This is a genomic window from Fodinibius sp. SL11 (assembly GCF_052060035.1).
In the GTDB taxonomy this organism is placed as follows: Bacteria; Bacteroidota; Rhodothermia; order Balneolales; family Balneolaceae; genus Fodinibius.
In genome coordinates, this window is sequence record NZ_JBPOEA010000001.1 from 334,082 (window position 1) to 359,707 (window position 25,626).

General features: G+C 43.4%; 15 protein-coding genes and 2 riboswitches. Of the genes, 6 read left to right on the forward strand and 9 right to left on the reverse strand.

Annotated elements, in window-relative coordinates; genetic code table 11:
• From ACQ76V_RS01335 to ACQ76V_RS01350, 4 genes are all read right to left on the reverse strand, one after another.
• Positions 1-3,033, reverse strand: a complete 3,033-nt coding sequence (locus ACQ76V_RS01335) for an efflux RND transporter permease subunit (protein ID WP_440998664.1) — start codon at positions 3,031-3,033, stop codon at positions 1-3.
• Between the two features lie 18 nt (positions 3,034-3,051).
• Positions 3,052-6,339: an efflux RND transporter permease subunit gene (locus ACQ76V_RS01340; protein ID WP_440998665.1), complete on the reverse strand. Its 3,288-nt coding sequence runs from the start codon at positions 6,337-6,339 to the stop codon at positions 3,052-3,054.
• 39 nt (positions 6,340-6,378) lie between these two features.
• Positions 6,379-7,434, reverse strand: coding sequence for an efflux RND transporter periplasmic adaptor subunit (locus ACQ76V_RS01345; RefSeq protein WP_440998666.1), 1,056 nt, complete (start codon positions 7,432-7,434; stop codon positions 6,379-6,381).
• Positions 7,435-7,611: 177 nt separating this feature from the next.
• Complete coding sequence (locus ACQ76V_RS01350; RefSeq protein WP_440998667.1) at positions 7,612-9,276, reverse strand: amidase; 1,665 nt, start codon at positions 9,274-9,276, stop codon at positions 7,612-7,614.
• A 162-nt stretch (positions 9,277-9,438) separates the two neighbouring features.
• Positions 9,439-9,656: riboswitch (cobalamin riboswitch) on the forward strand.
• A 28-nt stretch (positions 9,657-9,684) separates the two neighbouring features.
• Here ACQ76V_RS01350 and ACQ76V_RS01355 point away from each other — a divergent pair.
• The 5 genes from ACQ76V_RS01355 (at position 9,685) to ACQ76V_RS01375 (ending at position 19,582) form a co-directional block, all read left to right on the forward strand.
• Positions 9,685-10,872: an ABC transporter substrate-binding protein gene (locus ACQ76V_RS01355; protein ID WP_440998668.1), complete on the forward strand. Its 1,188-nt coding sequence runs from the start codon at positions 9,685-9,687 to the stop codon at positions 10,870-10,872.
• Positions 10,872-11,948 (forward strand): iron chelate uptake ABC transporter family permease subunit, encoded by a 1,077-nt coding sequence (locus ACQ76V_RS01360; RefSeq protein WP_440999019.1) that lies wholly within the window; start codon positions 10,872-10,874, stop codon positions 11,946-11,948. The genes ACQ76V_RS01355 and ACQ76V_RS01360 overlap by 1 nt, the downstream gene beginning before the upstream one ends.
• Positions 11,948-12,970: an ABC transporter ATP-binding protein gene (locus ACQ76V_RS01365; RefSeq protein WP_440998669.1), complete on the forward strand. Its 1,023-nt coding sequence runs from the start codon at positions 11,948-11,950 to the stop codon at positions 12,968-12,970. The genes ACQ76V_RS01360 and ACQ76V_RS01365 overlap by 1 nt, the downstream gene beginning before the upstream one ends.
• A gap of 40 nt (positions 12,971-13,010) precedes the next feature.
• A riboswitch (cobalamin riboswitch) is annotated at positions 13,011-13,248 on the forward strand.
• A 128-nt stretch (positions 13,249-13,376) separates the two neighbouring features.
• Complete coding sequence (locus ACQ76V_RS01370; RefSeq protein ID WP_440998670.1) at positions 13,377-15,578, forward strand: TonB-dependent receptor plug domain-containing protein; 2,202 nt, start codon at positions 13,377-13,379, stop codon at positions 15,576-15,578.
• 374 nt (positions 15,579-15,952) lie between these two features.
• A complete protein-coding gene (locus ACQ76V_RS01375) occupies positions 15,953-19,582 on the forward strand; it encodes a vitamin B12-dependent ribonucleotide reductase (RefSeq protein WP_440998671.1) in 3,630 nt (1,209 codons plus the stop codon).
• A gap of 111 nt (positions 19,583-19,693) precedes the next feature.
• Here ACQ76V_RS01375 and ACQ76V_RS01380 read toward each other — a convergent pair whose 3' ends face one another.
• From ACQ76V_RS01380 to ACQ76V_RS01395, 4 genes are read right to left on the reverse strand one after another with little or no spacing between them, the layout of a single operon-like run.
• Positions 19,694-20,527: a 1,4-dihydroxy-2-naphthoyl-CoA synthase gene (locus tag ACQ76V_RS01380; protein ID WP_440998672.1), complete on the reverse strand. Its 834-nt coding sequence runs from the start codon at positions 20,525-20,527 to the stop codon at positions 19,694-19,696.
• 44 nt (positions 20,528-20,571) lie between these two features.
• On the reverse strand, positions 20,572-21,387 hold the full coding sequence (gene menH / locus ACQ76V_RS01385; protein WP_440998673.1) for a 2-succinyl-6-hydroxy-2,4-cyclohexadiene-1-carboxylate synthase: 816 nt from the start codon (positions 21,385-21,387) through the stop codon (positions 20,572-20,574).
• Positions 21,384-23,090, reverse strand: coding sequence for a 2-succinyl-5-enolpyruvyl-6-hydroxy-3-cyclohexene-1-carboxylic-acid synthase (menD, locus tag ACQ76V_RS01390; protein WP_440998674.1), 1,707 nt, complete (start codon positions 23,088-23,090; stop codon positions 21,384-21,386). Before menD ends, menH begins: the two co-directional genes overlap by 4 nt.
• Positions 23,083-24,540 carry an isochorismate synthase gene (locus ACQ76V_RS01395; RefSeq protein ID WP_440998675.1) on the reverse strand — a complete coding sequence of 486 codons (1,458 nt, stop codon included), beginning with the start codon at positions 24,538-24,540 and terminating at the stop codon, positions 23,083-23,085. Before ACQ76V_RS01395 ends, menD begins: the two co-directional genes overlap by 8 nt.
• A 216-nt stretch (positions 24,541-24,756) precedes the next feature.
• On the opposite strand from ACQ76V_RS01395, the gene ACQ76V_RS01400 reads away from it, so the two are divergent.
• The gene (locus ACQ76V_RS01400) at positions 24,757-25,305 is read left to right on the forward strand and encodes a GNAT family N-acetyltransferase (protein ID WP_440998676.1); all 549 of its coding nucleotides are present in this window, start codon (positions 24,757-24,759) and stop codon (positions 25,303-25,305) included.
• 14 nt (positions 25,306-25,319) lie between these two features.
• On the opposite strand, the gene ACQ76V_RS01405 is transcribed toward ACQ76V_RS01400, so the two are convergent.
• A complete protein-coding gene (locus ACQ76V_RS01405; protein WP_440998677.1) occupies positions 25,320-25,595 on the reverse strand; it encodes a DUF4290 domain-containing protein in 276 nt (91 codons plus the stop codon).
• Between the last annotated feature and the right edge of the window lie 31 nt (positions 25,596-25,626).

A 25,626-nucleotide genomic window follows, 5' to 3' on the forward strand; every position in this document is an offset into this window, starting at 1 on the left:
TTATTTGCTTTGGCCCATACGCCAAACCCGATTTCCCCATAATTTAATATCATCAAGGATAAGATAGATAGCTGGTAAAATTATGAGGGTAACGACCGTAGAAAACGTTAGTCCGCCGACGATAGCACGTGCCATGGGATAGTAGGGCGGCCCGTCACCGCCAATTTGTGTGGTTCCAAAGCAAAGTGGTACCAATCCAAGTACAGTTGTTCCGGCGGTCATTAAAATAGGACGCATACGATCTTTACAACCTTTAATAATAGCTTCAAATCTGGATAGTCCCATTTCTCGGAGCTGATGGATATGATCAATCAGTACGATTCCATTATTAACTACGATCCCCATCAAAATAAGAATGCCGATCATTGCCATAAACGAGAAAGTAGTTCCGGTAATAAAGAAGAACCAGAATACTCCGACGATACCAAAAAATATGGAAGTGATAATGCTGGAGGGAAATAGAACTGATTCAAAGAGCGATGCCATCACCAAGTAGATTAAAAACATGGCCAACAGTATGTTTACCATCATTTCGTCCATGGCCTCCTGATCCTGCTGAAAACTGCGGCCTTTGTTCCACCCGTAGCCGGAAGGATAATTTATTTGATCTAACACCGGGAAAATGCGCTCTTTCGCTTTATCCATGGTTATACCATCAAGATTGATCGTAATACCCAGTGATGTTTGTCGATCTTCACGCTGTATTGTTCTTGGTCCTCGATCCATTTTATAATCGGCCAGCGATGCCAATTGTGCCGACTTCCCATTGCCAATGCTAACAGGCAATTGCATCAGGTCCTGTATTGTTTTTCGGTCAGATTTCTGAATGGCCAGTACTACATCTGTTTCTCCATGTTCACCGCGGACCCGTCGTAAATTCATTCCTCGCATTGAATTGGATACCAAACTGGCAATTTGCTGAGAAGATACCCCCATATTGCGTGCTCGTTCTCGGTTAACTTGAACTTGGACTTCTTCAGTTCCGGTTTCTGCTTCGGATCGGACATCAGCAAGGCCTGGAATGTCCTCTAAGCGTCGTTCAACTTCTTTTGCAAGGTCAGATAGTACCTCAGTTGATTCGCCAATTACAAAGACTCGCAGCTGTTCCCCTCCGGTACGATCTCGGTACTCAAAAGAAGGGGCACCAATGGCGAGCTTAGGCATTTTTTCTTCAATTTCCTTTTTAATCACGGTAACATCTTTTTGAGCGTCTTCGTCATCTGTCAAAAGGATGGTTGAAGTTGCCGAACCGGTTTCGAAATAGGAGTAAACAGCATCAATTTCGAGGTCTTTCTTATTGGCATAGAGAAATTCTTCAACACGAGTAACCGATTTTTCAACCGTTTCAAGGGTATAGGTATCATTAAGATTGTAATGCAATCGGAGTTCTCGTGATTCTGAAGCTCCGAACATTTCAACATTTACGGCGTTCATTGGGATGGCTACACTTAATAGGGTACCTAATATCAAGGCTACGGACAGATATCTGCGCTTGAGCAACCAGCTGAGCATGCCACCATACCAATTTTGTAACCTATCCAACCAATCTGTTTGTTCCTTTTTTTCAGGAGGAGATATTTTGGAAGTCAGTAGGGGGATAACGGTTAACGAAATCAGCAGGGATGCTGCAAGTGCTAAAATAATCGTAATGGCAACATGATAAAGCTGTATGGCGATCATCGAATCTTCACTAATGATATTGGGCAGAAAAACAATAATTGTTGTTAATGTACCTGCGGTAACAGCCATTCCAACCTGCTTAACACCGCGTTTTATAGCTTCAGTTTTATCATCCATCAGATTCTGGTTACGATGGATATTCTCGGTAACTACTACCGCATTGTCAACGAGCATACCCACCGCCAGCATCAATCCCATCATGGAAAGGATGTTGAGTGAAAGTTCCATAAAGTAGAGCAGACCAAGGGTAACAATCAACGAAAAGGGTACAGCCAGGGCTACAATTAAAGTTGTACTAATGCGCCGTAAGAAGAGATACAGAATGATGACCGAAAACAGGGCGCCCAACAGTCCGGCTTTAAATAGTTCGGTAAGCGAGCTGATGATTCCCGTTGCTTGGTTGTGCATCTCAAATATCTTAATGCCCCGCATTTCCGGCAGCTTGTTAACTTCATCAATTTCGGCAATTACGCGATCACCAACTTTAACAGTGTTGGCACCGGATTCTTTAAAGATATCCAGGCCGATAGCATATTTTTGGTCAAGATGACGGCCATAATCGCGTTCGGGACTACCATAGCCAACCGTAGCGATATCTCTTAACTTTAGATCATTGGGGCCTACAACAAGATTAGCGAACTCGGCCGGTTCAGTAATCTCTCCTGTTGGCCGCACAAGGTATCGTTTACCGGCGTCTTCAACTTTTCCGGCCGTTACCGAGAAGTTACTGCGCTGCAGCCTTTCGGCAAGCTCGTTGAGATTAATATTGTGTGATTTTAGACGCTCTGGGATCAGCTCAATTCTGATTTGTTTTTTCTCAACGCCATATAAATCTACCTTAGCTACGCCCTGTATGCGTTCGATACGTTGTTTAAGATTGCGATCTAAGAGATCATAGGCGTTTGAGAGGTCTCGTTCGCTGGAAATTCGCAGGTTCATCATCGGATTATCCTGCGCAGAGAATTTATTGATGGTAAAGCGTTCAAGATCATCCGGCAACTGATTACGGATACCGTCGATTTTTTCTTTCAGTTCCATCGCTTTCAAGCTGATATCAGACCCCATCTCAAACTTTACAAAAATGCCCGCCTGGTTTTCGCTCGAGTTTGAGCTTATCTGTTCAATACCGCTGATGGTAGCAATAGCCTCTTCAATGGGACGCGTTATATTGCGGTCAACTTCTTCGGGTGTTGAGTTCTGATAGGGGACACTAATGTAAGCTCCAGGAAAAGAGATATCCGGAAAATATTCCAGGGGCACCATACGACTGGCAATAATTCCAATAATCACAAAACTGATGAATATCATCATCGTGGTTACCGGCCGTCGTAACGAAAGATCAGTGAATTTCATAATGGTTGTTCCTCCGTTTTAGCTGTTGGATTGATCAAGTGCCGGTTTCTGTTTGTAGACCTTGCGGTCCATAATGGCGTACATGGTTGGAATCACAATAAGCGTAAGCAGGGTTGAGACGATGAGTCCTGCGATGACCGTGATGGCCATAGGGGCTCGAAGTTCGGAGCCATCACCGAATCCGATAGCCAGCGGGAGTAATCCCAGTGTAGTTGTCAATGTAGTCATAACAATGGGACGAAGGCGTGATTTTCCGCCTTCAAGGATGGCTTTGATTTTATTCATTCCTCGATCACGATATTGGTTAATCAGATCGATTAGTACAATAGCATTATTCACCACAATGCCGGCCAGTAGTATTAATCCGATAAAAACGACGACGCTAATTGTTGATCCCGTAATCCATAAACCAAGGATAGCACCCACCAGGGCCAGTGGAATGGTAAATAGGATGATGAATGGGTGGAGTAGCGACTCAAACTGAGAAGCCATGACCAAATAAACCAGAAATATGGCCAGTGAGAGGGCAAAAAGGAGTGATCGGAATGAATCAGCCATCTCTTCGTTTTGACCAGTAACTTGTGCTTGCACTCCCATTGGAATTGCTGTTTCATCTATTACATTTCGTATTTCATCTGCAGCAGTAGCAAGATCACCGTAATTTAAGTTCGCTGAGACAATAGCAACCCGTTGTTGGGCGGCCCGACGAATTTCACTTGGCCCCGTTGCGACTTTAACATTGGCAATACTGGATAACGGAACCGGAGATTTGCTATTGGGATTGATGATGATATTTTGGATATCCTCAATTGAGGAACGATCCTTCTTTTTAGCACGCACCAGTACATCAATTTTTTGATCTCTCCAAGAATATCGGGTTGCGACATCTCCCCGTACCTTACTGACTACGAGATCGGCCACTTCGTGTACCTGCAAGCCAAGTGAGGATGCTTTCGGACGATCAAAAGTTATTTGTATCTCGGGACTACCTTGCTCCATTGTAGATTTTACATCGGCAAAACGTTCGTTGGTAGATAGTTTTTGGAGAATTTCATCGCTTACCTTTTTTAAATCATCTAAATTATAACCGGATATTTCGACCTCGACCGGAGTTTTAAATGTAAATAGGGCTGGTCGTGAAAACTTGTAGTTTAAGCCCGGTATACGTCGTAAATCAGTTCGCAATTCATCCATGGTGGTTGCTTCAAGAGATCGACCTGCCCCGCTTGCAAGTGTTACCTTCAATTCACCCCAGTTTTCGCCCCCCTGATTTGGATTGGCGTCCATCTGATTACCTGTCCCGGCTACGGCAAAGGTCGTTCGGATAGGATTTATATCCTGGGCAGCTTGTTGCACTTGCTGTAGAGCTTTATCAGTCTGCTCGATAGGAGTCCCCGGGGGAAGGTTGAATTCGACGTTAAACTCTCCCTGCGAAAGGGAGGGGATAAGTTCCATTCCCAATTGGGGGACCAGCATTAGAGATCCTAAGAGACTCAAAAATGCAAAGGTGATGACTATAAAGCGATGGCGTAGCGACCATCGTAAAACGGTCGGATATTTGTCTTCCAGAGACGAAAACCAATTTTCAAAAGCATTTAAAATAGGATTTAATACGAACATAGTCCCTTTGCTGAAAATATTGACGACTTTAGATCCCCCTTTAATAATATTGGTTGGGATGGTTTCAAAGACGAAAATACGGGCGGTCCGCATCCATCCGCCTGCTTTTGTTTTAGGTTCTTTTAGCTTTGGTTTCTCAACTTCTGATTTTTCTCTTCCCGCTAATGAGGAAAGCATGGGAATCAGGGTAATGGCAACAATCAATGAAGCAAGTAGGGAGAACGTTACCGTCAGTGCCTGATCACGAAAAAGTTGTCCGGCTATACCATGGACGAAGACCAGTGGAAAGAATACAGCAATAGTTGTGAGGGTAGAAGCAACCACAGCCATACCTACTTCCCCCGCACCATCACTGGCAGCTTTCAAAGGGTTCTTACCCATCTCGCGATGACGAGCAATATTTTCAAGCACGACAATGGAGTTATCAACCAGTAAGCCGATCCCGAGTGCTATACCACCCAGTGACATGATATTCAGGGTGATATCATTGCCATACATCAAATTAAAAGTGGCAATGACTGACACCGGAATAGAAAGAGAAATAATAACTGTTGCCCATAGGTTACGAAGAAAAAGGTAAAGAATTATTATCGCTAAGATACCACCGATTATTCCCGCATCAACAACTTCACTCACTGCAGAAGAAATGAATGTAGATTGATCAAAAACCTTGGTCATTGCCATTCCTTCTGGAAGGCGTTCTGAAAGGTTATCCATCTGCGCTTTTACATTTTTGGCAACATTAACGGTATTGGCGTCACCCTCTTTGTAAATGGCTATTTCTACCGCCTCCTGACCGTTAAGCCGTGTTATGGCTTCGCGTTCTTTATAACCTTGGGTGATTTCGGCAAGATCTTTTAAATAAACGGGATTTCCATCTTGGCTGCTCACCACCACATCTTTGATGTTATCAACAGATTGAAACTGGTTAAGTGTCCGTACCAGATATTGTTGTGTACCTTCTTCTAGGCGGCCGCCCGAAAGGTTTACATTTTCCGCTCCAAGTACCTGTGTAATTTGGCCGATTGAAATTCCCAGGTGCGATAATCGATCCTGATTAACGGCCACCTCGATTTCTTCCTCCAGTCCACCACTGATCTTAATGGAGGCAACACCCAGTGCCGATTGTAAATCTTTTTTTATCTGCTCATCAGCATAGCGGCGCAGTTGCTTGAGCCTACTGATTTGAGAGTCCGATTCCTGTTCCTGATAGTTGGCAAAGTTAATGTTTTGCTGCTGATCCGGTTTTTTATCCTTTATGTAAAAAGCGTATCGCATGATAGGATCGAGGGAAGGATCGAAACGTAATATTACCGGCCGATCAACTTCCAGTGGTAACTGCAAAGCATCCAGTTTTTCGCGAACATCAATACTGGCAAAATCCATATCGGTTCCCCAGGCAAATTCCAACGTCACATCTGATTGTCCGGATCGAGAAATGGAGCGCACCTGCTGTACATTTTTCACTACACCTAAGGCTTCTTCAATAGGTTTGCTGACCAGGTTTTCGACTTCAGCGGGTGCTGCTCCTTCAAAATCAGTCCGTACCGTAAGTGTCGGGTAACTTAACTCAGGCAGTAGATTGATATTGAGCCGGCTCAGTGAAACCATTCCAAAAAGAATAATACCGATCGTAAACATGGCAATGGTGACCTTGCGTCTGATGGAAAAGTCGATCAATTTCATAGTGAATCTCTTTAGATGATAATGATAAGCTGTTGATTATTATAAAGATACAATTTCGACCAAAGCACTGTCTTGGAGACTACTTTGTCCAATAGTTACCACCGTGTCGGATGGAGCCAATCCTTCAAGTACTTCAATATTATTCCCATTAGAGTAACCAGTTTTTACATTTCTGCGATAAGCCATACTATTTTTGATGACGTACACACTGTTCATTCCGTCCTCTTGGATGACTGCATTTTTGGGAATCATGAGGGCATCATTATGGGTGTCGTAAACAATACGCACGCGACCGAACATCCCCGGTCTTAACTGTTTGGATTCATCGCGGATGGATACGGTGACTTCAAAAGTCCCTGTTTCTGGATTTACCGTCGGACTAACGCGCAGTACCTTTCCTTCAAAAGTCTCATTTTTGATGGCATCAACCTGTAACAGGGCTTGCTGGCCCTTTTCAATTTTAGACATTTCATGCTCGGGGACTTTAAGAACAGCCAGTATGGGATCGAAATCAGTAATTTCAAAAACTTCCTGATCGGTATTAATCATATTGCCCACTTTAATCAGCCGATCTGAGATAACCCCCTTAATAGGAGCCCTGATTTTTGAGTTCTTAATCTTAAGTTGTGCCAACTCGTATTCTGATTTCTGGGCCTGATATTCATACTTAGCGTTTTCAAATTCCTGTGCACTGATTAGGTTCTTGTTAAAAAGCTCTTCTTTTCTGATAAGCTCATTTTTCAGACGATCCATCGTAGCTTTGGCTCGTTTAGCTTCTAATTCCAACTGTTCATCTTCCAATTGGGCAAGCACCTCATCAGCATTTACAAAATCACCTTCTTCTACATTGATCTCCGTTACCATTCCCCGGACTTTTGAAACTACCGTAGCTTCGTCCTCAGCTTCAAGTGTTGCGGTGCTTGAATAGTAAGCCGAAATTTCACCATTTGTTGCCTTGGCAATTTCCACAGGAATAGCAGAGGTGGAATCTTCATCACTTACATTTTTTGACTGTGATTCTGTACTGCAGGAACTGGTTACTATTGACACGCAAAACAGTGATCCTAAAACAACCCAACTTTTTAACGTCTTCATGTAATATTTCTGATTTTGAGAGATTCCGATTAAGAACTATCTGTGTTGCCTTACGGATAGATCAGAAAAAAAGTTACGATTTTTTATATGATGGGAGCTGAATTTTTAAAAAGGGAGGAATATAAAAAGGCTGCATGAAATAGAATCATGCAGCCTTTGAAAAGATATAAGGAGTAATTATTGAGTAAACATTTCGGGATGCTGAGTATGAAAATCAGTAGCCTGTTGATATTCTTCTGCAACGCCTATTAATAGGCCTTCATCAAACAAATCACCAATGAATGTAATGCTTGTGGGTTGATTTTCATCCGTAAAACCATTGGGAACAATAACGGATGGATGCCCGGTAAGGTTAGTGAGCAGCAGATTGTTACCGCCATAAGTAGGGGATATATACAAATCCACTTTTTGCATCAGCGAATCCATTTTTTGGATCAGAAGCTGCCGCGCCCGGTTAGCTTGAATATATTCTACGGCGGGAATAAAACGGGCGGATCGAAAAAGGTTTGGCCAGGCAGACTTGCCTTGGCGCACCATTTGATCGTCTTTGTTTGACAGGGTAAGCTGATCAAAGGCTGCGGCACCCTCGGCTGTTAAAACAAAACTTAGATCATTGGTGGGAAAGTCGGGGAGTTCGATAGGAGTGAGATTTGCTCCAAGGTTTTTGAGTGCTGCCAGTGTAAGGCTGTCTCTTTGTCGATTATCATAATCGCTTTCAAAGGCCGATTTTAGATACCCAATATCCAGGGTACTAAAATCAATATCGTTCTGATAATTAAAAGGAACATTGACAACAGTTTGGTCGTGGCCGTCAGGTCCGTAAATAGCATCAAAAACCAAGGCAGCATCTTTGGCCGATCGAGTAATGGGCCCAACTTTGTCCATGCTCCAGCTCAGGGCCATTGCGCCGTGACGACTTACGCGCCCAAAGGTGGGCCGCAGCCCGGTTGTTCCGGTTCTGTTGGATGGGGATATAATTGATCCCCAGGTCTCGGTTCCGATTGCAAAGGGGAAGAGCCCGGCTGACGTACCTGCTGCCGAGCCTGCTGATGAACCGCTCGATCCCTGTTCAAGATTCCATGGGTTCTTGGTTTTGCCATCAAACCACACATCGCCGAAGGCCAGGGCGCCCAAGGTTGTTTTAGCAATAAGAACAGCTCCGGCCTCTTCCAGTTTTTTAGCTACCGTAGCCGTTTGGTCAATTTGTTGATCTTTGTAAGGCGTGGCTCCCCAAGTGGTTTTATATCCTTTTACTGAAAATAAATCCTTAAGACCGTACGGAATGCCGTGCAACGGACCGCGATAATTTCCGTTGGTAAGTTCCTCGTCCATCTTCTTGGCCTGCTCTAAAGCCAATTCTTCGGTTACAGTAATGATCGCTTTAAGGGTATCATTGTATTGTTCAATCCGATTAAGGTAAAACTTTGTGAGTTCGGTGGAGGAGATTTTGCGTTGCTTTATCAGCGAGGCCAATTCCTCAACGGTGTAAAAAGCCAGATCGGTTTGTTTCTCCGGCAAGTTTACATCCTCCGGTATATTCCAATTGTTGGGTTGCGCTGTTTTGTGGAGGGTTTTACCCGGAGGAATAGGGTTAAAATTTAGTGCCGGTGGAATTTTATTATTCAGTTCAAGATTGCGGATGCTTTGGTATGATTCCCGATTTGATTCCAGTTCGGTAATCATTGAATCGCGCTCAGCGACCGTAAAGTCAATACCAATTAATTTTGAAGCTTCGGAAATAACCTGGGGCGTAATCTCATCATCTAAAAAATGAATAGAAGTAAAAGCCAGCAGAAAGCCAAGGAATAATCCCAATGCAAGAATGATATATCGGTTGCTCATGGTAGTAAGGTTGGTGAAAGTTTGATGAGTAATATAAAAGAGTATCGCAGAAATGGAAGCTGAATTACATCCTTTAAAATAACAGAGTAGGGAGTAATACGGTTATTCAAAATTGGCTTCTCAATATTAATACCGTTATTATCATGAGCAGATTATAATTTTATTTACTGATTCAATACAGGTCCGTATTTTACTTTTAAATGCGGTTAAAATGGGAATCCGGTGCTCTCGAATATATTCAAGATAGTCCGGAGCAGTCCCCGCTGCTGTAAACTCCGTAAGCTTTTGATCCTTCATAAACCACTGTTCCAACGTTTTGGGACGGGAAGGTTGTCGAAAGTGGAGTAAGCCAGAAGACCTGCCGGTATTGATGACGGCAACATGCTTTCGGGAAGAAAAGCTAAGTCCATGATTCGAATACGCTTACTTTATCTATATAAGGCTGTGTTTTTGTTGGGATTATTGCTTTCCCTTTTTATGGGGGGATGTGATACAGGTCAAAAAGCTGAGCAGTCTGATCAGCCCAAGAATCCCGCAGAAGTACATTTTTCTGATTCTCTTAAGGCAGAATATGCGGAAGGTTTCAGAATTACTTATCACAACAATCACAAGTTGCTGGAGATTCTAAAGCCTTTTCAAGACCAAGTAGACACGCTTCGATATTCGTTAGTACCCCGTGATATTGCTGATGAAGTGAAAATTGAAAATACAACGGAAGTTCCCATCCCCATTAGAAGCCTGTTGGCAACGTCTACCACCCATATTGGCTTGGCCGAAATGCTTGATGCCACGGATATTATAACTGGAATGGTCGGGGCGGACTATGTTTATAATGAGGCTATTAAACGGCGCCTGGAACAGAAGGAAATGGTAAGTCTGCCGAAAGGAGAATTAAACAAGGAGAAGGTACTGTCGATGGATCCCGATTTGCTTATGGTTTCCGGTGGTCAGTCATCACAATTCGATAATATTAGAATTTTGATGGATTCTGATATTGATGTGGTAGTCAACTCAGAGTGGTTGGAAACTACTCCACTCGGAAAAGCGGAATGGGTTAAAGTTTTGGCAGCGTTGTTGAATAAGGAAAAATCAGCTAACAAAAAGTTTAATGCAGTTGTCAAAGAGTATAAACGTCTCAAGTCCAAGGTAAGAGAGAAAAAAGATAAGCCGTTGGTTATCAATAATATGCCTTATAAAGGGGCATGGTTTGTATCTGGTGGAGAAAGCTTTATTGCTCAGTTTTTAAAGGATGCCGGAGCCGATTATCCATGGTACAATTCCGAAGAGACTGGGGGGTTACGAATGGATTTTGAAGTGATCTATGAGATTGGACTGGGGGCAGATATTTGGATCAATCCTGGTGCTGCAAAGAGCAAGGAGGATATTTTGGCTAAAGATTCTCGTTTTAAAGATTTCAAAGCTTTTCAAACGGGTGAAATCTACAATAATAATAAGCGAGTTAGTGCGTCAGGAGGAAATGATTTTTGGGAATCGGGGGCGGTACATCCGGAAAGAGTACTGGCTGATCTCATTAAAATTTTTCATCCTCAGCAGCTGCCCGACCATCAGCTCTACTATTATCAGAAAATCGAATGATGGCCAATAATACTGCAGACATAACGCCACGGCATAAGACGGGGATTCGTCCGCTCTATTTTGGGCTGTTGATTGTCGGTCTTGCTGCACTTTTGCTGATTAATTTGGCGCTGGGTTCGGTAGATATCCCGTTGGGCGATATTGTACAAATTTTGATTGGCGAAGAAGCGACCAACCAAGCCTGGAATAAAATTGTAATTAACATCCGTATTCCACGCGTAGTGACAGCGATTTTGGCCGGCAGTGCGTTATCAGTAGGTGGGTTACTCATGCAAACACTTTTCCGTAATCCGCTTGCCGGCCCGTCGGTGCTGGGTATTACGGCTGGTGCCAGCTTGGGAGTTGCCATTGTGATGCTGGCCGGTGGAACCATCACCAGTATTTTTGCCATTCAACAGTTGTCGGCTTTAGGCAGCTGGGTTATTGTGATTGCAGCCAGTTTGGGGGCCGCGGCAGTGCTACTGCTCATCTTGCTTATATCCATTAAAGTGCGTGATAATGTAACGCTCTTAATCATTGGTTTGATGATTGGAAATCTAACGATTGCGTTGGTAAGCATCTGGCAATATTTTAGTCGTCCCGAACAAATACAGGACTACCTGATTTGGACATTTGGCAGCCTTGGCGGTGTGCCCTTGGATCAGCTGTGGATATTGGCTGTTGTGGCATTCATTGGGGGCGGGATTGCGATGGTACTTTCAAAGCCGCTAAATGGACTTCTGTTGGGAGAAAATTATGCTCGCAGTATGGGATTATCCGTTTCCGGATCTCGAATTTGGATAATTGTAAGTACAAGTTTATTGGCGGGTGGTATCACTGCATTCTGTGGACCTATTGGTTTCGTGGGTATTGCTGTGCCGCATCTTACCCGATCGTTGATGGGAACGAACGACCACCGTGTGTTAATTCCAGCTACATTATTAATGGGGGCTATCTTATTGCTTGCTTGTGATATTATTGCCCAGGTTCCCGGTTCAACAACGACGCTTCCCATAAGTGCTGTTACATCGATGGTGGGATCGCCGGTTGTAATTTGGGTTATTATCCAGCGCAAAAACCTGCAGGCATCATTTTGATGGAAATAGGGAACACCATTATATCGACCCGGGACCTTACTATCGGATTCCCCGCAAAGGGGCGGAGGAGATCCCCAACAGTGGTTGCAACTAAAATAAATGTAGCATTGCAAGGGGGGCACATTGTATGCTTGCTGGGCCCCAACGGTTCAGGAAAATCTACTTTGATTCGAACTTTGGCTGGGTTGCATAATCCATTAGGTGGAAGCGTTCTGCTGAACGGGAAAAATTTGAATCAGTTCGGAGTAAAAGAAATTGCTCAAAAAATAAGCACCGTCTTAACGGATCGCATCACCATCGGAAATATCAGTGTGTATGAGTTGGTGGCTTTTGGACGATCGCCCTATACCGGTTGGTTTGGGTCGCTGAATAAAAAGGACGAGGAGGTAGTACGATGGGCTATAGAATCTGCGGGCATTGAAGATTTTGTTGATCGCGATGTCTTGCACTTAAGTGACGGCGAACGTCAAAAAGTGATGATTGCACGGGCGTTGGCCCAAGACACTTCGGCGGTGTTACTCGACGAACCCACAGCACATCTTGATCTGCCCAACCGCGTAGAAATAATTCGATTGTTGCGAAAACTGGCGCATGATACCCAAAAAGGCATTTTGTTGTCCACTCATGAATTGGATTTGGCCCTTAAAGCTGCTGATACCTTATGGCTTATCAGCCGTGATGGGCAAGTAATTACAGGTACGCCCGAAGATCTTGTCCTGGATGGAACATTTGAATCGGTCTTTGAAAAAGATAGTTTTGATTTCGATCGCAGTACCGGCTCTTTTACGCTCCATCATCCTCAAAAAGGGATGGTGCATTTATTGGGCGATGCAGTGCCGACCTTCTGGACACGGCGTGCACTTGAGAGAGAAGGTCATCAAGTAGTAGAACATAATGGAACTTCTCTTCAGGTTGAGGCAACATCAACAAAAGAGGGATATAAGTGGAAGGTAATGTCAGCAAAAAACAGTTATAATTGTTCTTCTATCAAAGAATTGCTGACGACATTGAGGCAAAAATAAAATCTAACCAAAAGGTTTTGATTTATTGGGCATGCCCTGTATTTTCGAGTCGTGCATTGGTTTCCATTTCCGAAATATTCTCGGGATGGAATTAAAAGGGAATCCGGTGCTCTTCCCGACTATTCGGGTAGAAAATCCGGAGCATTCCCCGATGCTGTGAGTTCCATAACCTTTTGATCTTTCTTGAACCACTGTTTCTCTCGGTTTGACCGGGATGGGACGGGAAGGTTGTCAAAAGCGGAACAAGCCAGAAGACCTGCCAACGCACAGCATTCGTAGCTTTCGGGAGAAAAGCGAAGAGTAAAATGTCGTTTCTGGCTTTCAGGACGTATTTATACCTTCCAAGTTTGATGCCCAAAGGTACGAATGATGAATTAATCATCATTTGTAACCTAAATTTTAAATTATGATCACAACTAAAAAATTACTTTCAGGGCTGTGTGCCTTGGGGATTTTTCTATGGATAACTACACCAACGCTGGCGCAACAAAAAGGCGGAGAAAAAGATAGTACAATTTATGAGCTGGACGAAATTATCATCAGTGCCAGCAAATACGAGCAGTCGCCACAATCGGTAGGGCGCAATGTTACTGTTATTTCGCAGGATGAAATTCAGAATACTGCTTATACTAATATCAGTGAGCTACTGGCACAGCAACAGGGTTTGCATATGATAGGGGCTGGTCAAACCCCGGGATCATTGCAACAGGGTTTTATCCGCAATGCCAATTCCAATCATTCTGTCGTAATGATTGACGGTGTCCGAATTAGCGATCCTTCCACTAATAATAACTCCATTGACCTTTCAGAGCTTTCGCTTACCGGTATCAAGCAAATCGAAATTGTTCGTGGCTCGCACAGTACTCTTTATGGCTCATCGGCCATCGGAGGAGTTGTAAATATCATCACAAAAAAAGAGGGAACCGAAGGATTTAATATTAATGCTGAAACCAAACATGGACGGTTTGGTGAGGGGACCTATACTACTACAAACAGTTTGTTCGCAAATTATTCAACAGAGCAGGGTTGGTATGCCAATGTAGGGGCCAATTTTCAGCTCACTAATGGACTGGATGCAACCATAGATACGCTGAGCAGTAACAATAATTTTAATCCACAGGATCAAGATGATTTTAATAAATTCGATTTAATAGGAAAACTTGGATATGCGGCTAATAAATATGAGTTCTATGCTTCGTACCGGCGTGAGGACCAGCGTAGTGATGTTGATCAGGGCGCATATCAGGATGACAGTAATGCTTATACTGCATTTGAGCGCGACCTGTTTACTTTTGGTGGGGATGTAGAATTATCAGATCGCGTAGCAATTGAATTTCAGGGCGCATATTCCGATCTGAAAAGAGATTTTGTAAATGATTCGTCGTTGGTAAGTGCTAATGGGAATTATGATGGCATTTATACAGAACTTAATGCCGAGGGAGCTCTTTGGGAAAATGAATTGAAGGCTATTATCGATGCTGACCACATCCGATTTGTTGCCGGCGCTTCCACATCACGGCAAACAATGTCTACTCATAATTATACCTTTAGTCGGTCTCAGTTTGGCGTATATGAATCTACCACCGACCTGGATTCCCTGGGATTAAAGGAGGTTATTTATAACGCCTATGGACATGCTAATATTAATGGTGGAGTTCTTTCCGAGCAGTTAGATTCGTTTTCGTTAGGATTGGGAGGAAGATTGGTCCATCACGATGAATTTGGTTCGCACTTTACCTATGAGATTAATCCCAAGCTTCAACTGACCGAATCCACGCTTTTTTATGGAGCGATAACCAGTGGATTTAATGCCCCCTCGCTATATCAGCTTTATTCACCTTCAAAAGGTGCGAACAGCTTTACTAATCGCGGTAATAAAAATCTGGCTCCCGAAAAATCGGTCTCCTACGAGATTGGGTGGAAACAAGAGGTTGGCAATCAGTTTTCTTTTGAACTCTCTGCTTTTAAGACAACAGTGACCGATGTGATTGAATATGTTTATTTGTGGAATGGCGAAACCCCGATAGAAAACTTAAGCGTAAGTTTTCCTGATTCGGATTATCGCGGTGATACATTTATTAATGCTTCGGAGCAACAGATAAAGGGAGTAGAGTTATCAGCCAAGGCCAGTATAACATCCAGGTTAAATATCAACGGGAATATCTCGCTTACCCGTTCAACCTTAGCGTTTGCACCGACTGATGTTGATCCGTCATATACGGGAAATAATCACGTGCAAATATATGAAAGTGGGCAATTTGTTACCCAAGAAAAGGAAATTGAGGGGTTAACCCGACGGCCCTCTGTGAATGCATTTATGAGTGCTACTTTTTTGGCAACAGATCAGTTGCGTATCAAAATTGATTCGCGATATGTGGGAGCCCGCGATGATGTATATTATAGTGCTAATCTGGGACCGTATGGAGCTCTCGACCGTAGCAATATCTCAGGATATAATGTAACTAATGCTACGGTAGGTTATTCGATTTCAGAAAAGCTATCAACTTTACTAAAGGTCGAGAATATTTTTAACTCTGATTACCAAGAGTTGAACGGATATAATACGCGAGGAAGAGGATACTTTATCAAGTTACAGTATCATCTTTAAAATTACCCTTGCTCAAGTAGTTTTGAGTCTCCTTCCATGAACGTTTATGAGGAGGAGACTTTTTATTTGTCATTTAACGTTGATTTGGCAAATAAACAATAATAAAACAGTGCTTCTGTAAGTCCTAAGCGTCTAAATTTGAAAGTTATCCACATTTTATTCTAAAACGGATAAAAAACTCCGTAAATATTGCATCAATATTTGTGACCTATTGTGGATAACTTCTTCATTTTGTGGAAAAGTTTTGGCCTTTTTGACTTGCTCCCAAGTACCAGTCCGTTATATTTAATTGATGGAATAAAGAGACATCATTATTGCTTTTCAGCACCTACCAAATAGTCATAATTTTATTAAAGTAAACCGGAGTTAGCTATATGAAGTTTTCACGATTTTATACACAAGAGAAGTGGGATAGTCCATTTGGGGATATGAATTTTGAGAGTCGCAAATCGGAGATTAAAAATCCTGATGGGTCAATTGTTTTTTCAATGGAAGAATTGATCGTCCCTGATTCCTGGTCACAGGTATCAACAGACGTTATTGCGCAGAAATATTTTCGCAAGGCTGGAGTTCCCCAGATGACAAAGAAAGTGAAAGAAGAGGGAGTACCGGAATGGTTGCAACGATCGGAAGCCGATGAAAAAGCGATGAAAAAAGAAGGGATTGATGAAGATGATTATTATGGCGGGGAGTATGACAGTCGCCAGGTTTTTCATCGCCTTGCCGGTTGCTGGACATATTGGGGATGGAAACATGATTATTTTGATTCAGAAAAAGACGCCAAGGTTTTCTATGAGGAGTTATCATACATGCTGGCTAACCAGATGGCTGCACCAAATAGTCCCCAATGGTTTAATACCGGTTTACATTGGGCTTATGGCATTAATGGTCCGTCGCAAGGCCACCACTATGTAGATGGAAAAACAGGTGAATTGAAGGAATCCGAGGACGCCTATTCTCATCCCCAGCCGCATGCCTGCTTTATCCAGAGTATCGATGATAACCTCGTTAACGAGGGTGGAATTATGGACTTGTGGGTCCGTGAGGCACGTCTCTTTAAATATGGTTCCGGAACAGGCAGTAACTTTTCCAAAATCCGCGGTGAGGGAGAGCCCCTGAGTGGCGGCGGAAAATCATCCGGGTTAATGAGCTTTTTGAAAATTGGTGATAAAGCAGCCGGGGCTATCAAATCGGGTGGTACTACACGGCGCGCAGCGAAGATGGTAACGCTTGATCTGGACCATCCCGACATTGAAGAATATGTAAACTGGAAAGTCCGAGAGGAGCAAAAAGTTGCTTCTATTGTTACCGGATCTAAAATATTGGAGAAGCATCTTAAGAAAATTATCAAGCTTTGTAACAAGCCGGTAGAAATTGACGGACGAACTTTTAACGGAGCGGTTAGCCGCGATCCTGTTAAAAACAAAGAACTTGGGAAAGCAATAAAAGAAGCGAAACAAGATCAGGTGCCACTAAACTATATTGAGCGTGTTGTTCAGTTAGCGGCACAAGGTTACACCGATCTCGAATTTGATACTTATGATACCGATTGGGATTCGGAAGCCTATCGCACGGTAAGCGGACAAAATTCGAATAACTCTGTTCGTATTCCCAACAAGTTTATGAAGGCCGTCAAAGAAGATGACGAGTGGGATCTTTACTGGAGAACGGAGAAGCGGAAGGCGGCGGAAGAAGGACGTGAACCTAAGCCGTGCAAGACGATGCCGGCCCGTGAATTGTGGGATCAGATCTCAAATGCAGCCTGGGCATGTGCCGATCCGGGAGCACAGTATCATGATACTATTAACGAGTGGCATACGTGCCCCAACGACGGACCGATTAATGGAAGTAATCCATGTTCGGAATACATGTTCCTCGATAATACAGCTTGTAACTTGGCATCGTTGAACTTGATGAAGTATTTCAAAACGGACAGCTGCGAAGAGTTTGATGTGGAATCGCTCCGCAATGCTTCGCGTTTGTGGACGGTCGTGTTGGAAATCTCAGTACTAATGGCGCAGTTCCCATCCGAAGAAATTGCGGATCTATCATACAAGTATCGTACGCTTGGACTCGGATTTGCCAACTTAGGTGCGGCACTGATGGTTCAAGGAGTTCCATACGACAGTGATGAAGGGTGCGCCATCGCCGGTGGGTTGATGAGTATTATCCACATGAATGCATATAAGACGAGTGCAGAGATGGCCAAAGAACTTGGCACCTTTGAGCGATTCGAGGCTAATAAAGAACCGATGCTAAAAGTTGTCAGAAACCATAAGCGTGCGGCTTACAATGTGGATCCTGATGAGTACGAGGGTTTGACCGTAAAACCGATGGGCATTGATGCAAACGAGTGTCCGGAGAATTTATTAAAGGCGGCTCGTAACGATTCTGATGAGGCCGTGAAAATGGGAGAAAAGCATGGTTATCGTAACGCGCAAGTTACCGTTATTGCCCCAACCGGAACGATCGGTTTGGTCATGGATTGCGATACGACAGGTATTGAGCCTGACTTTGCGCTGGTGAAGTTCAAGAAGCTTGCCGGTGGCGGACACTTCAAGATCATCAACCAGTGTGTGCCTAAAGCGTTGCAAAATCTGGGATATAGTCCCAAAGAGCGTGAGGAAATTATTAACTATGCTAAGGGACACGGTTCGCTGGATGGCTGTCCCCATATTAATGAGGAAAGTCTTCGCGAAAAAGGATTTGGTGACAAACAGCTTGAAGCCATTGAAGAAGCGCTTCCAAGTAGTTTTGAGATTAAGTTTGCTTTTAACCAGTGGACGTTGGGCGAAGACTTTTGCAAAGACGAGCTCGGTCTTTCTGATGAACAGCTTGGAAATCCACAGTTTGATATCCTCAAGCATCTTGGGTTTACCAAAGAAGAAATTCGGGAAGCCAACAATTATGTTTGTGGTACTATGACGGTTGAAGGTGCTCCACACTTAAAAGATGAGCACTTGCCGGTTTTTGATTGCGCCAACCGCTGTGGACGTATCGGGACACGTTATATCAAGCCTGGCGGACATATCCGCATGATGGCTGCTGCTCAACCGTTTGTTTCAGGGGCAATTTCCAAGACTATTAATTTGCCGAATGAAGCAACAGTTGAAGATTTCAAGGATGCGTATATGGAATCTTGGGAGCTGATGCTCAAGGCTAATGCCTTGTATCGGGATGGTTCTAAGCTGAGTCAGCCATTGAATAGCCTGAGTGATGTCTTTGAAGATCTGGACGAAGAAGATCTGGATGAGGAGACGAAGGCGCAGCAAGACAAAGTTGTTGAAACAGCGGAACGCATTGTTCATAAATATGTAGCTGATCGGAAGCGTTTGCCAAGTCGCCGAAATGGATATACCCAGAAGGTGAAGATTGGCGGGCAGAGTGTTTACTTGCGAACAGGGGAGTATAAGAATGGTCAACTCGGTGAAATTTTTATTGATATGCACCGCGAAGGCGCTGCGTTCCGGAGCTTGACGAACTGTTTTGCGATTGCTATTTCACTTGGCTTGCAACACGGCGTACCGCTCGAAGAGTTTGTTGATGCATTTACATTCACCAAATTTGAGCCCAGTGGTACGGTCAACGGAAGTCCCCATGTAAAAATGACGACTTCAGTTATTGACTATATTTTCCGTGAGCTTGCCGTTACATATCTCGGTCGTGATGATCTGGCTCATGTTCCTGCAGAAGATATCATGTCGCGCAAAATGCGACCTTCTGAAGAGGCCAAACAGTCCAATGAAACCACGAATCGGGTAGATACGCCCGAACAGACCGAGGCAGATGATAGTGCTCAACAAGCTGAAACTGTTGTTGAATCACAGCCAACGAAACAATCGCAAGCTGCTGCTGATGACGATAGTTATCAAAGTGATTATGAGAAGGCGAAGGAACTGGGTTATACTGGTGATTCTTGCCCCGAGTGTGGAAGCATGACGATGGTCCGCAATGGAACTTGTCAGAAGTGTATTACCTGTGGATCAACCACCGGTTGCTCGTAAAAATTACATGGTTAAATAACTCAATTTAAAAAAGCCCGCTGTGCAAACAGCGGGCTTTTTTATTGTCTTATTCCTTTGTCAACTCCTAATTGGGACTCTTACGTAGCACTATTACCCAATCCACGGATAGTCATCCCAGTTGGGTTTACGCTTTTCGAGGAACGCATCACGTCCTTCGGCGGCCTCATCGGTCATATAAGCCAGGCGTGTCGCTTCGCCCGAGAATACTTGCTGACCAACCATGCCATCGTCTACAAGGTTAAAGGCGTATTTAATCATACGGATAGCTGTGGGACTTTTCTCAAGGATTTCCTGCGCCCATTGGTAAGCCATTTTCTCGAGCTTATCGTGAGGAACAATGGCATTGACCATCCCCATGTCATAAGCCTCTTGAGCAGAGTAGTCGCGGCCAAGAAAAAAGATTTCACGCGCTTTCTTTTGTCCCACTTGTCGGGCCAGCAGGGCGGAACCAAAGCCTCCGTCAAAGCTGGCTACGTCTGCATCGGTCTGTTTAAAGATTGCATGCTCTTTGCTGGCAATAGTAAGATCACAGACTACATGCAGACTGTGTCCACCGCCAACGGCCCACCCGGGAACCACTGCAATTACGACCTTGCCCATGAACCGGATGAGTCGCTGAAGGTCCAAAACGTTTAATCGTGGTGTTCCGGCATCATCTTTATATCCGGCCTTGCCGCGCACGTTTTGGTCGCCGCCCGAGCAGAACGCCCATTTCCCGTCTTTTGGGGAAGGGCCTTCGCCGGTGAGCAGTACTACGCCGATGTTCGAATCTTCACGGACATCCAGGAAAGCATCCTGTAATTCGAAAAGAGTTTTCGGACGAAAGGCATTGCGAAGTTCGGGACGGTTAATGGCAATACGTGCCACCCCGTTGGATTTTTTAAAGGTAATATCTTCGTACTCATTGACGGTTTTCCAGTTCATAATATCAGTAGTAATTATTGTGTAATTAGTTTTAAGAAAAAGAGTCAGATATTTTCCAAAAAATCGTTAATCTTTTCGATCAAGGCCGAAGGATTATCGAGGTGGATCCTATGTCCTGCTTCAATAGATGAAAAGGTAGCATTTGGCAGCTGCTCTAACAAGTTCTGATTAATGTGTTGATATTTTTCGTCAGCCGATCCTGCTATCAGTAGGGTAGGCGTCGTAATTTTTTGGAGCGTATCGCAAACCGGTGTCATGCTTCCGGTACCAAATCCTTTTAGCGAAGCCGCGAGGGCAGGGGGCCATTGTTCGGATTGTATTTTCTTGTAGAGGGCCACACTCGATTCATCTTGAGGGACCGGGGATTTGAACAGCTCCAAATTCTCCCAGTTTGAAAGAAAATCCTCAAAATTTTTGGTGATCGATTCAGCTCGCTCAACATCAATTCGCCGGCGTTCTTTTCGTTCTTCGGGATCGGAAATTCCGCAGTTAGTACTTTCGAGAATCAATCCCTCAAACAACCCAGCATGTTGAGATATAATTTGGAGTGCTAAGCGTCCGCCCATGCTGTAGCCATAGAGATAATGAGGCTCATTATTGAGATTTTCTATTAAAGAGTAAAGATCATCTGCCTGGTATTCTTCTCGGTACCGCTGAGGAGATGTCGGTTTTGTAGTTTGCCCGAATCCTAATAAATCAATGGTTATGGGATTGCAAAATTTGCTGAGATCCTCAATTAAATGAGTAAAAACGCGCTGATCGCCCATAAAACCGTGCAACATTAACAAATAGGGCAGTGTGTTTTTTTGCTGATGAACCGTTGTTGCGTACTCCTGGTTGTTGACAGTTAGATACTTCATAGCTCGAAATTCCACAATTTTTTGCGCAGCTCCATCGAAGCGTGGGGGTCGGTTTTACATTCGATAATTGAGAGACCTTGTTGAGATGATACAAGTTCGGGAAGATTTATCTTTTTGAGAGTCGCTTTCGAGTCAACTGAATAATAGGGGATGTCATAAGTGCTGGCAAGTTTACTGATATTGGCCTGTTGTGGCGTTTCAAAATAGGTCTCAAAATGCTCTTGATCGTCGGCGATGGGTAGCATCCGGAAGATAGACCCGCCATTATTATTTAGGATGACCACGACAAGCGATTGATCCATATTTCGATGATTGAGCAGGGCGTTGGTATCGTGTAAAAAGGCCAAGTCGCCGATGAATAGTACCCCCGATTTTTGGAGTCCTTGACTAATACCCATGGCTGTGGAAGTAATACCGTCGATACCGCTGGCACCCCGGTTCACAAAAAACGGAATGTTTGTTCCCTGTTGACCAAATAAATTTATGTCGCGTGCGGGAAAAGAGTTCGAAGCCATTACAAAATGTTGGTCGCTAAGTTGCGGCGTTAAATGATGGTAAATATGGCCATCGGTAAGAGTCTGTTGGGGTGTGATGGCGTTCATATAATGCGACTCAAACTGCTGTGCTGCTTTCTTCCATTGGTTGAGCCATTGCGATCCGGTTTCAGAAGAAATTCCATCAATACTGAATTTCTTACCCATCCACGGAATGCGTTGACTATTGGATAAGGTGGCATCCTGCCAGTCAGGTGTACTGGCAAAATGGAAGTGGTGGTTGGGTGACCATTGGTCTAATGCCAGTTCCAGGCTTTTATCAGTCGGCTGAAAGCCGAATCGGAGTATCAAATCAGGGGCAAGTTGGCTGCGTAGATCTTCATTCCGTAGAAATCCAGCAAAGCCTTGGATTCTTTGCTTTGATGCAATAGGAGATTCTGAGAGAACCGGCGCATTTATTTTGTTGGCCAGTGCTGTAATAGAAGAGGTATCATCACCGGGTGCCAGCGGACCAATTATAATAACCGGTTTTTGAGCAGATAAAATTTGTTGCTGGAGAGAATTATTGAATTTGATTCCTGTTGATGTTGCTGTATAGTGCTTTCCCGAATCTCGGCTATTTTTTAGATGCTCCTGCTCGATTTTTTTGCGATAATCTTCAGTAGGTTCCAGCGGCTTTCGAAAAGGAAAATTCAAGTGGATGGGTCCCCGTTTTTCTCGGGAAATGGCAACCGATTGATGAGCAAGCATTTGAAGGCGTTGTAAATCCTTTTCGGTCGTCGTGGGCTCACCTATATTGTGGAAAAAAACAGGATAGCCCCCAAAAATTTCAAGTTGGTCAATAGCTTGATTGGCCCCTGTTGCGTGTAAGTGCGGAGGCCGATCAGCTGTGGCTAATATAAGAGGAACTCCAGACTGCCGTGCCTCGATTACAGCGGGGTAATAATTGGCTAATGCTGTTCCTGACGTACAGATTAAGACGGCAGGTGTATTTGTGGCTTTCCCTACTCCTAATGCTGTAAATGCAGCTGTGCGTTCATCCAAAATAACCTTTTTTTGCAATCTTGGATTGAGGGCCGCAGCCAATGTCAAGGGCGTGGATCGGGAACCCGGAGAGATAATTACGTGCTGAACACCGTAGCTTGAAAGGTGATTAAAAAACGTATTTGTCCAGTGAAGGGCTATATTGCCTTGGTGTTGGTTAGTCATATTGCAGGGCCGAAAGCATAGGCTTCAACTTAAGATTCGTTTCCTCCCATTCGGTAGCAGGGTCGGAATCCTTTACGATTCCGCATCCTGCAAATAAATGGGCATAATCTTTTGTACATAAAGCACTACGGATGGCAACAGCAAATTCCATATTACCTTTACCGTTTATCCAACCAATGGGGCCGGCATATCGACCGCGGTCAAAATGTTCCAGATCTTTCATGAAAGGAGCTGCTTTTTTCCAGGGATAACCACCTACTGCAGGCGTGGGGTGTAGTTGACTTAGCACATCAAATGCATTTGACTCTCCATTTAATTGTGCTCGAATAGGAGTGTAGAGATGTTGAACATTGGATAATTTTTTAATTTCGGGCGTCTTACTCCGGGTTACGTCTTTTACAAAAGGTTGCAGATGTTCTTCAATATCCTGAATTACAAAATTATGCTCGTTACGGTCTTTGCCATTGGTCGATAATTTCTTTTCTAAAAAAGCATCCTCTGTTGCCGTATTCCCTCTTCCGATACTTCCCGCCAGTGCTTCGGTAAGGAGCAGTTTGTTTCGTGCTGCAATTAATCGTTCAGGAGTGGATCCTAAAAACGTATCGCCGGATGGTTTATGGATTAAAAAATTGTAGCAGTTTGAATATTGTTTCCGCAGGTTGTTTACAACCTGCGTAGGCGGAATGGCTGTGTTTTTGGCGACTTTGATACTGCGTGCCAACACAATTTTCTCAAAGGTATTGTTATCAATAAGAGTTTTTGCCTTTTGTACAGAATCAGACCATTGAGGATAATCCAATTGTTGTTTTGGCAGGGGCGTTGTTGATATCTCATCGTGTTGAGTTGCATCTGGGATAGCTCTTTTTTGCTCTAAGGCAGCTTCAATATGCTCAAGTTGATTAACAAGGTAATCATAAAGTTCAAGTTTTGTATCAAAGGTTTCTATATCTACCACAAATGTAGCCAAACTAAATTTTCCATCTTTGATGATCATCCATTCCGGAAGGCTGAATGAAGCCGGGGGAAACTCATTCCAGAGTTCGTCATGATTTTCGTCAAAAAAGGAAAACCCGCCAAGTAAAAATAATCCTGAGTAGGGATGAGAAATTGCCGAAAACTCTGCAGTGTTTTGGCGAATGTCTTCAATCTTATCACTAATTATCTTAAATCGATCACTACCTGCAGCGGAAACTGAGGTTATCTGATTACCGGCAGCAATAGCAAATTCGTCGGTTGGTTTCTCCCAGTAATATTGAAAACCATCTTGTTTCCAGCACATTTCGAGGTAGGCCAGGGGGTCAATCGATTGGATAGGGAAACTGAATACGGCGTAACGCGAACGGGTGTTTGGGAAAAGATTATCTAAAAAATCGTTTAGCTCCGATTCACTGAAATGGGTAACTACAGCCGGCAGATGATCTTTTAAATCTGATAAACTATTGTCATTCATGAAATAAGTACACTTTGTTAACTATCGCTTTCACAAGTTTCAATATAAATTGAAAATTAATATTTCCATAATGATAATCGATCGATTGTTCAGGTAATTAAATTGAAAGCGCTTTCAACAAAAATGATAAAACAAGTTTGCATATCTATGTTAAGATTAAGAAAATTGAGCCGATAATATTTTAGTACAGACAAATATCATTTACAAGCATTGGCTATGGTAGAAATAAAGGAATTTGACCTTCAGAATGTATCTGTGCACTATAAATGGAATAATGATAAGCAGCTGAATTATTACGATTCGGATTATCCTCATCAGCATGAAAGTTTTGAAACGTTTCTAAAACGAATTAAATCGGTTTTGGATGAGCGCAATGAAACCAGTGAGTTGTTCGAGATTCACTTGTCTGAAAACAACAAGCTTATAGGTATTGTAGACATTCACGCTATCGACAAATACAACAAGCGATGTTTTGTGAACTGCACGATTGGGGATCGCCATTATGCCGGTAAAGGATATGATGTGGAAGCGTTAAAAATTGTACTTGCTCACTGTTTTAATGAGAAGGGCATGCACAAGGTTGGTACAGCAGCTTTTGATTTTAACACCTCGTGGATTGAAAGTGTGGAAAAGCTTGGGTTCCAGCAAGAAGGACAATTACGTGAACATGTCCTAAAGAATGACTCCTACTGCGACAAACTGATTTTTAGTATACTGGAAAAAGATTTTCAGACCAATAAAGTAGAAGCTGCTGTTGCAGAATAAGAAATATTTATTGCCTACTGGGCACTGTCATCACCACCGGAATCATAGGGATTATTTATACCGTATTCAGTAGGATCATAATCGGCTAATTCAAAAAAGTGATCCCAAGCTGCTTTGCTTTTCCCATCTTCATCAACCCAGTTAGGATGACTTTGTTTGATAAGTCCAACTGCACGCTTGGCATATTCCACCCGTTCTTCTTCATCTTTGATGCGAGGCAGAGAATCAATCATACGATCAAGATTGTATCCACAATCGAAATCTTTCGGTTTTTTCTGTTCTACAAACATAAATGGTTTTCTTGGTCGTTAATTTTTGAGG

Bases quoted from the DNA above. Each gene is read 5' to 3' on its own strand.
- ACQ76V_RS01335 (WP_440998664.1), bottom strand. From the start codon at position 3,033: ATGAAATTCACTGATCTTTCGTTACGACGGCCGGTAACCACGATGATG.
- ACQ76V_RS01340 (WP_440998665.1), bottom strand. From the start codon at position 6,339: ATGAAATTGATCGACTTTTCCATCAGACGCAAGGTCACCATTGCCATG.
- ACQ76V_RS01345 (WP_440998666.1), bottom strand. From the start codon at position 7,434: ATGAAGACGTTAAAAAGTTGGGTTGTTTTAGGATCACTGTTTTGCGTG.
- ACQ76V_RS01350 (WP_440998667.1), bottom strand. From the start codon at position 9,276: ATGAGCAACCGATATATCATTCTTGCATTGGGATTATTCCTTGGCTTT.
- ACQ76V_RS01355 (WP_440998668.1), top strand. From the start codon at position 9,685: ATGATTCGAATACGCTTACTTTATCTATATAAGGCTGTGTTTTTGTTG.
- ACQ76V_RS01360 (WP_440999019.1), top strand. From the start codon at position 10,872: ATGGCCAATAATACTGCAGACATAACGCCACGGCATAAGACGGGGATT.
- ACQ76V_RS01365 (WP_440998669.1), top strand. From the start codon at position 11,948: ATGGAAATAGGGAACACCATTATATCGACCCGGGACCTTACTATCGGA.
- ACQ76V_RS01370 (WP_440998670.1), top strand. From the start codon at position 13,377: ATGATCACAACTAAAAAATTACTTTCAGGGCTGTGTGCCTTGGGGATT.
- ACQ76V_RS01375 (WP_440998671.1), top strand. From the start codon at position 15,953: ATGAAGTTTTCACGATTTTATACACAAGAGAAGTGGGATAGTCCATTT.
- ACQ76V_RS01380 (WP_440998672.1), bottom strand. From the start codon at position 20,527: ATGAACTGGAAAACCGTCAATGAGTACGAAGATATTACCTTTAAAAAA.
- menH (WP_440998673.1), bottom strand. From the start codon at position 21,387: ATGAAGTATCTAACTGTCAACAACCAGGAGTACGCAACAACGGTTCAT.
- menD (WP_440998674.1), bottom strand. From the start codon at position 23,090: ATGACTAACCAACACCAAGGCAATATAGCCCTTCACTGGACAAATACG.
- ACQ76V_RS01395 (WP_440998675.1), bottom strand. From the start codon at position 24,540: ATGAATGACAATAGTTTATCAGATTTAAAAGATCATCTGCCGGCTGTA.
- ACQ76V_RS01400 (WP_440998676.1), top strand. From the start codon at position 24,757: ATGGTAGAAATAAAGGAATTTGACCTTCAGAATGTATCTGTGCACTAT.
- ACQ76V_RS01405 (WP_440998677.1), bottom strand. From the start codon at position 25,595: ATGTTTGTAGAACAGAAAAAACCGAAAGATTTCGATTGTGGATACAAT.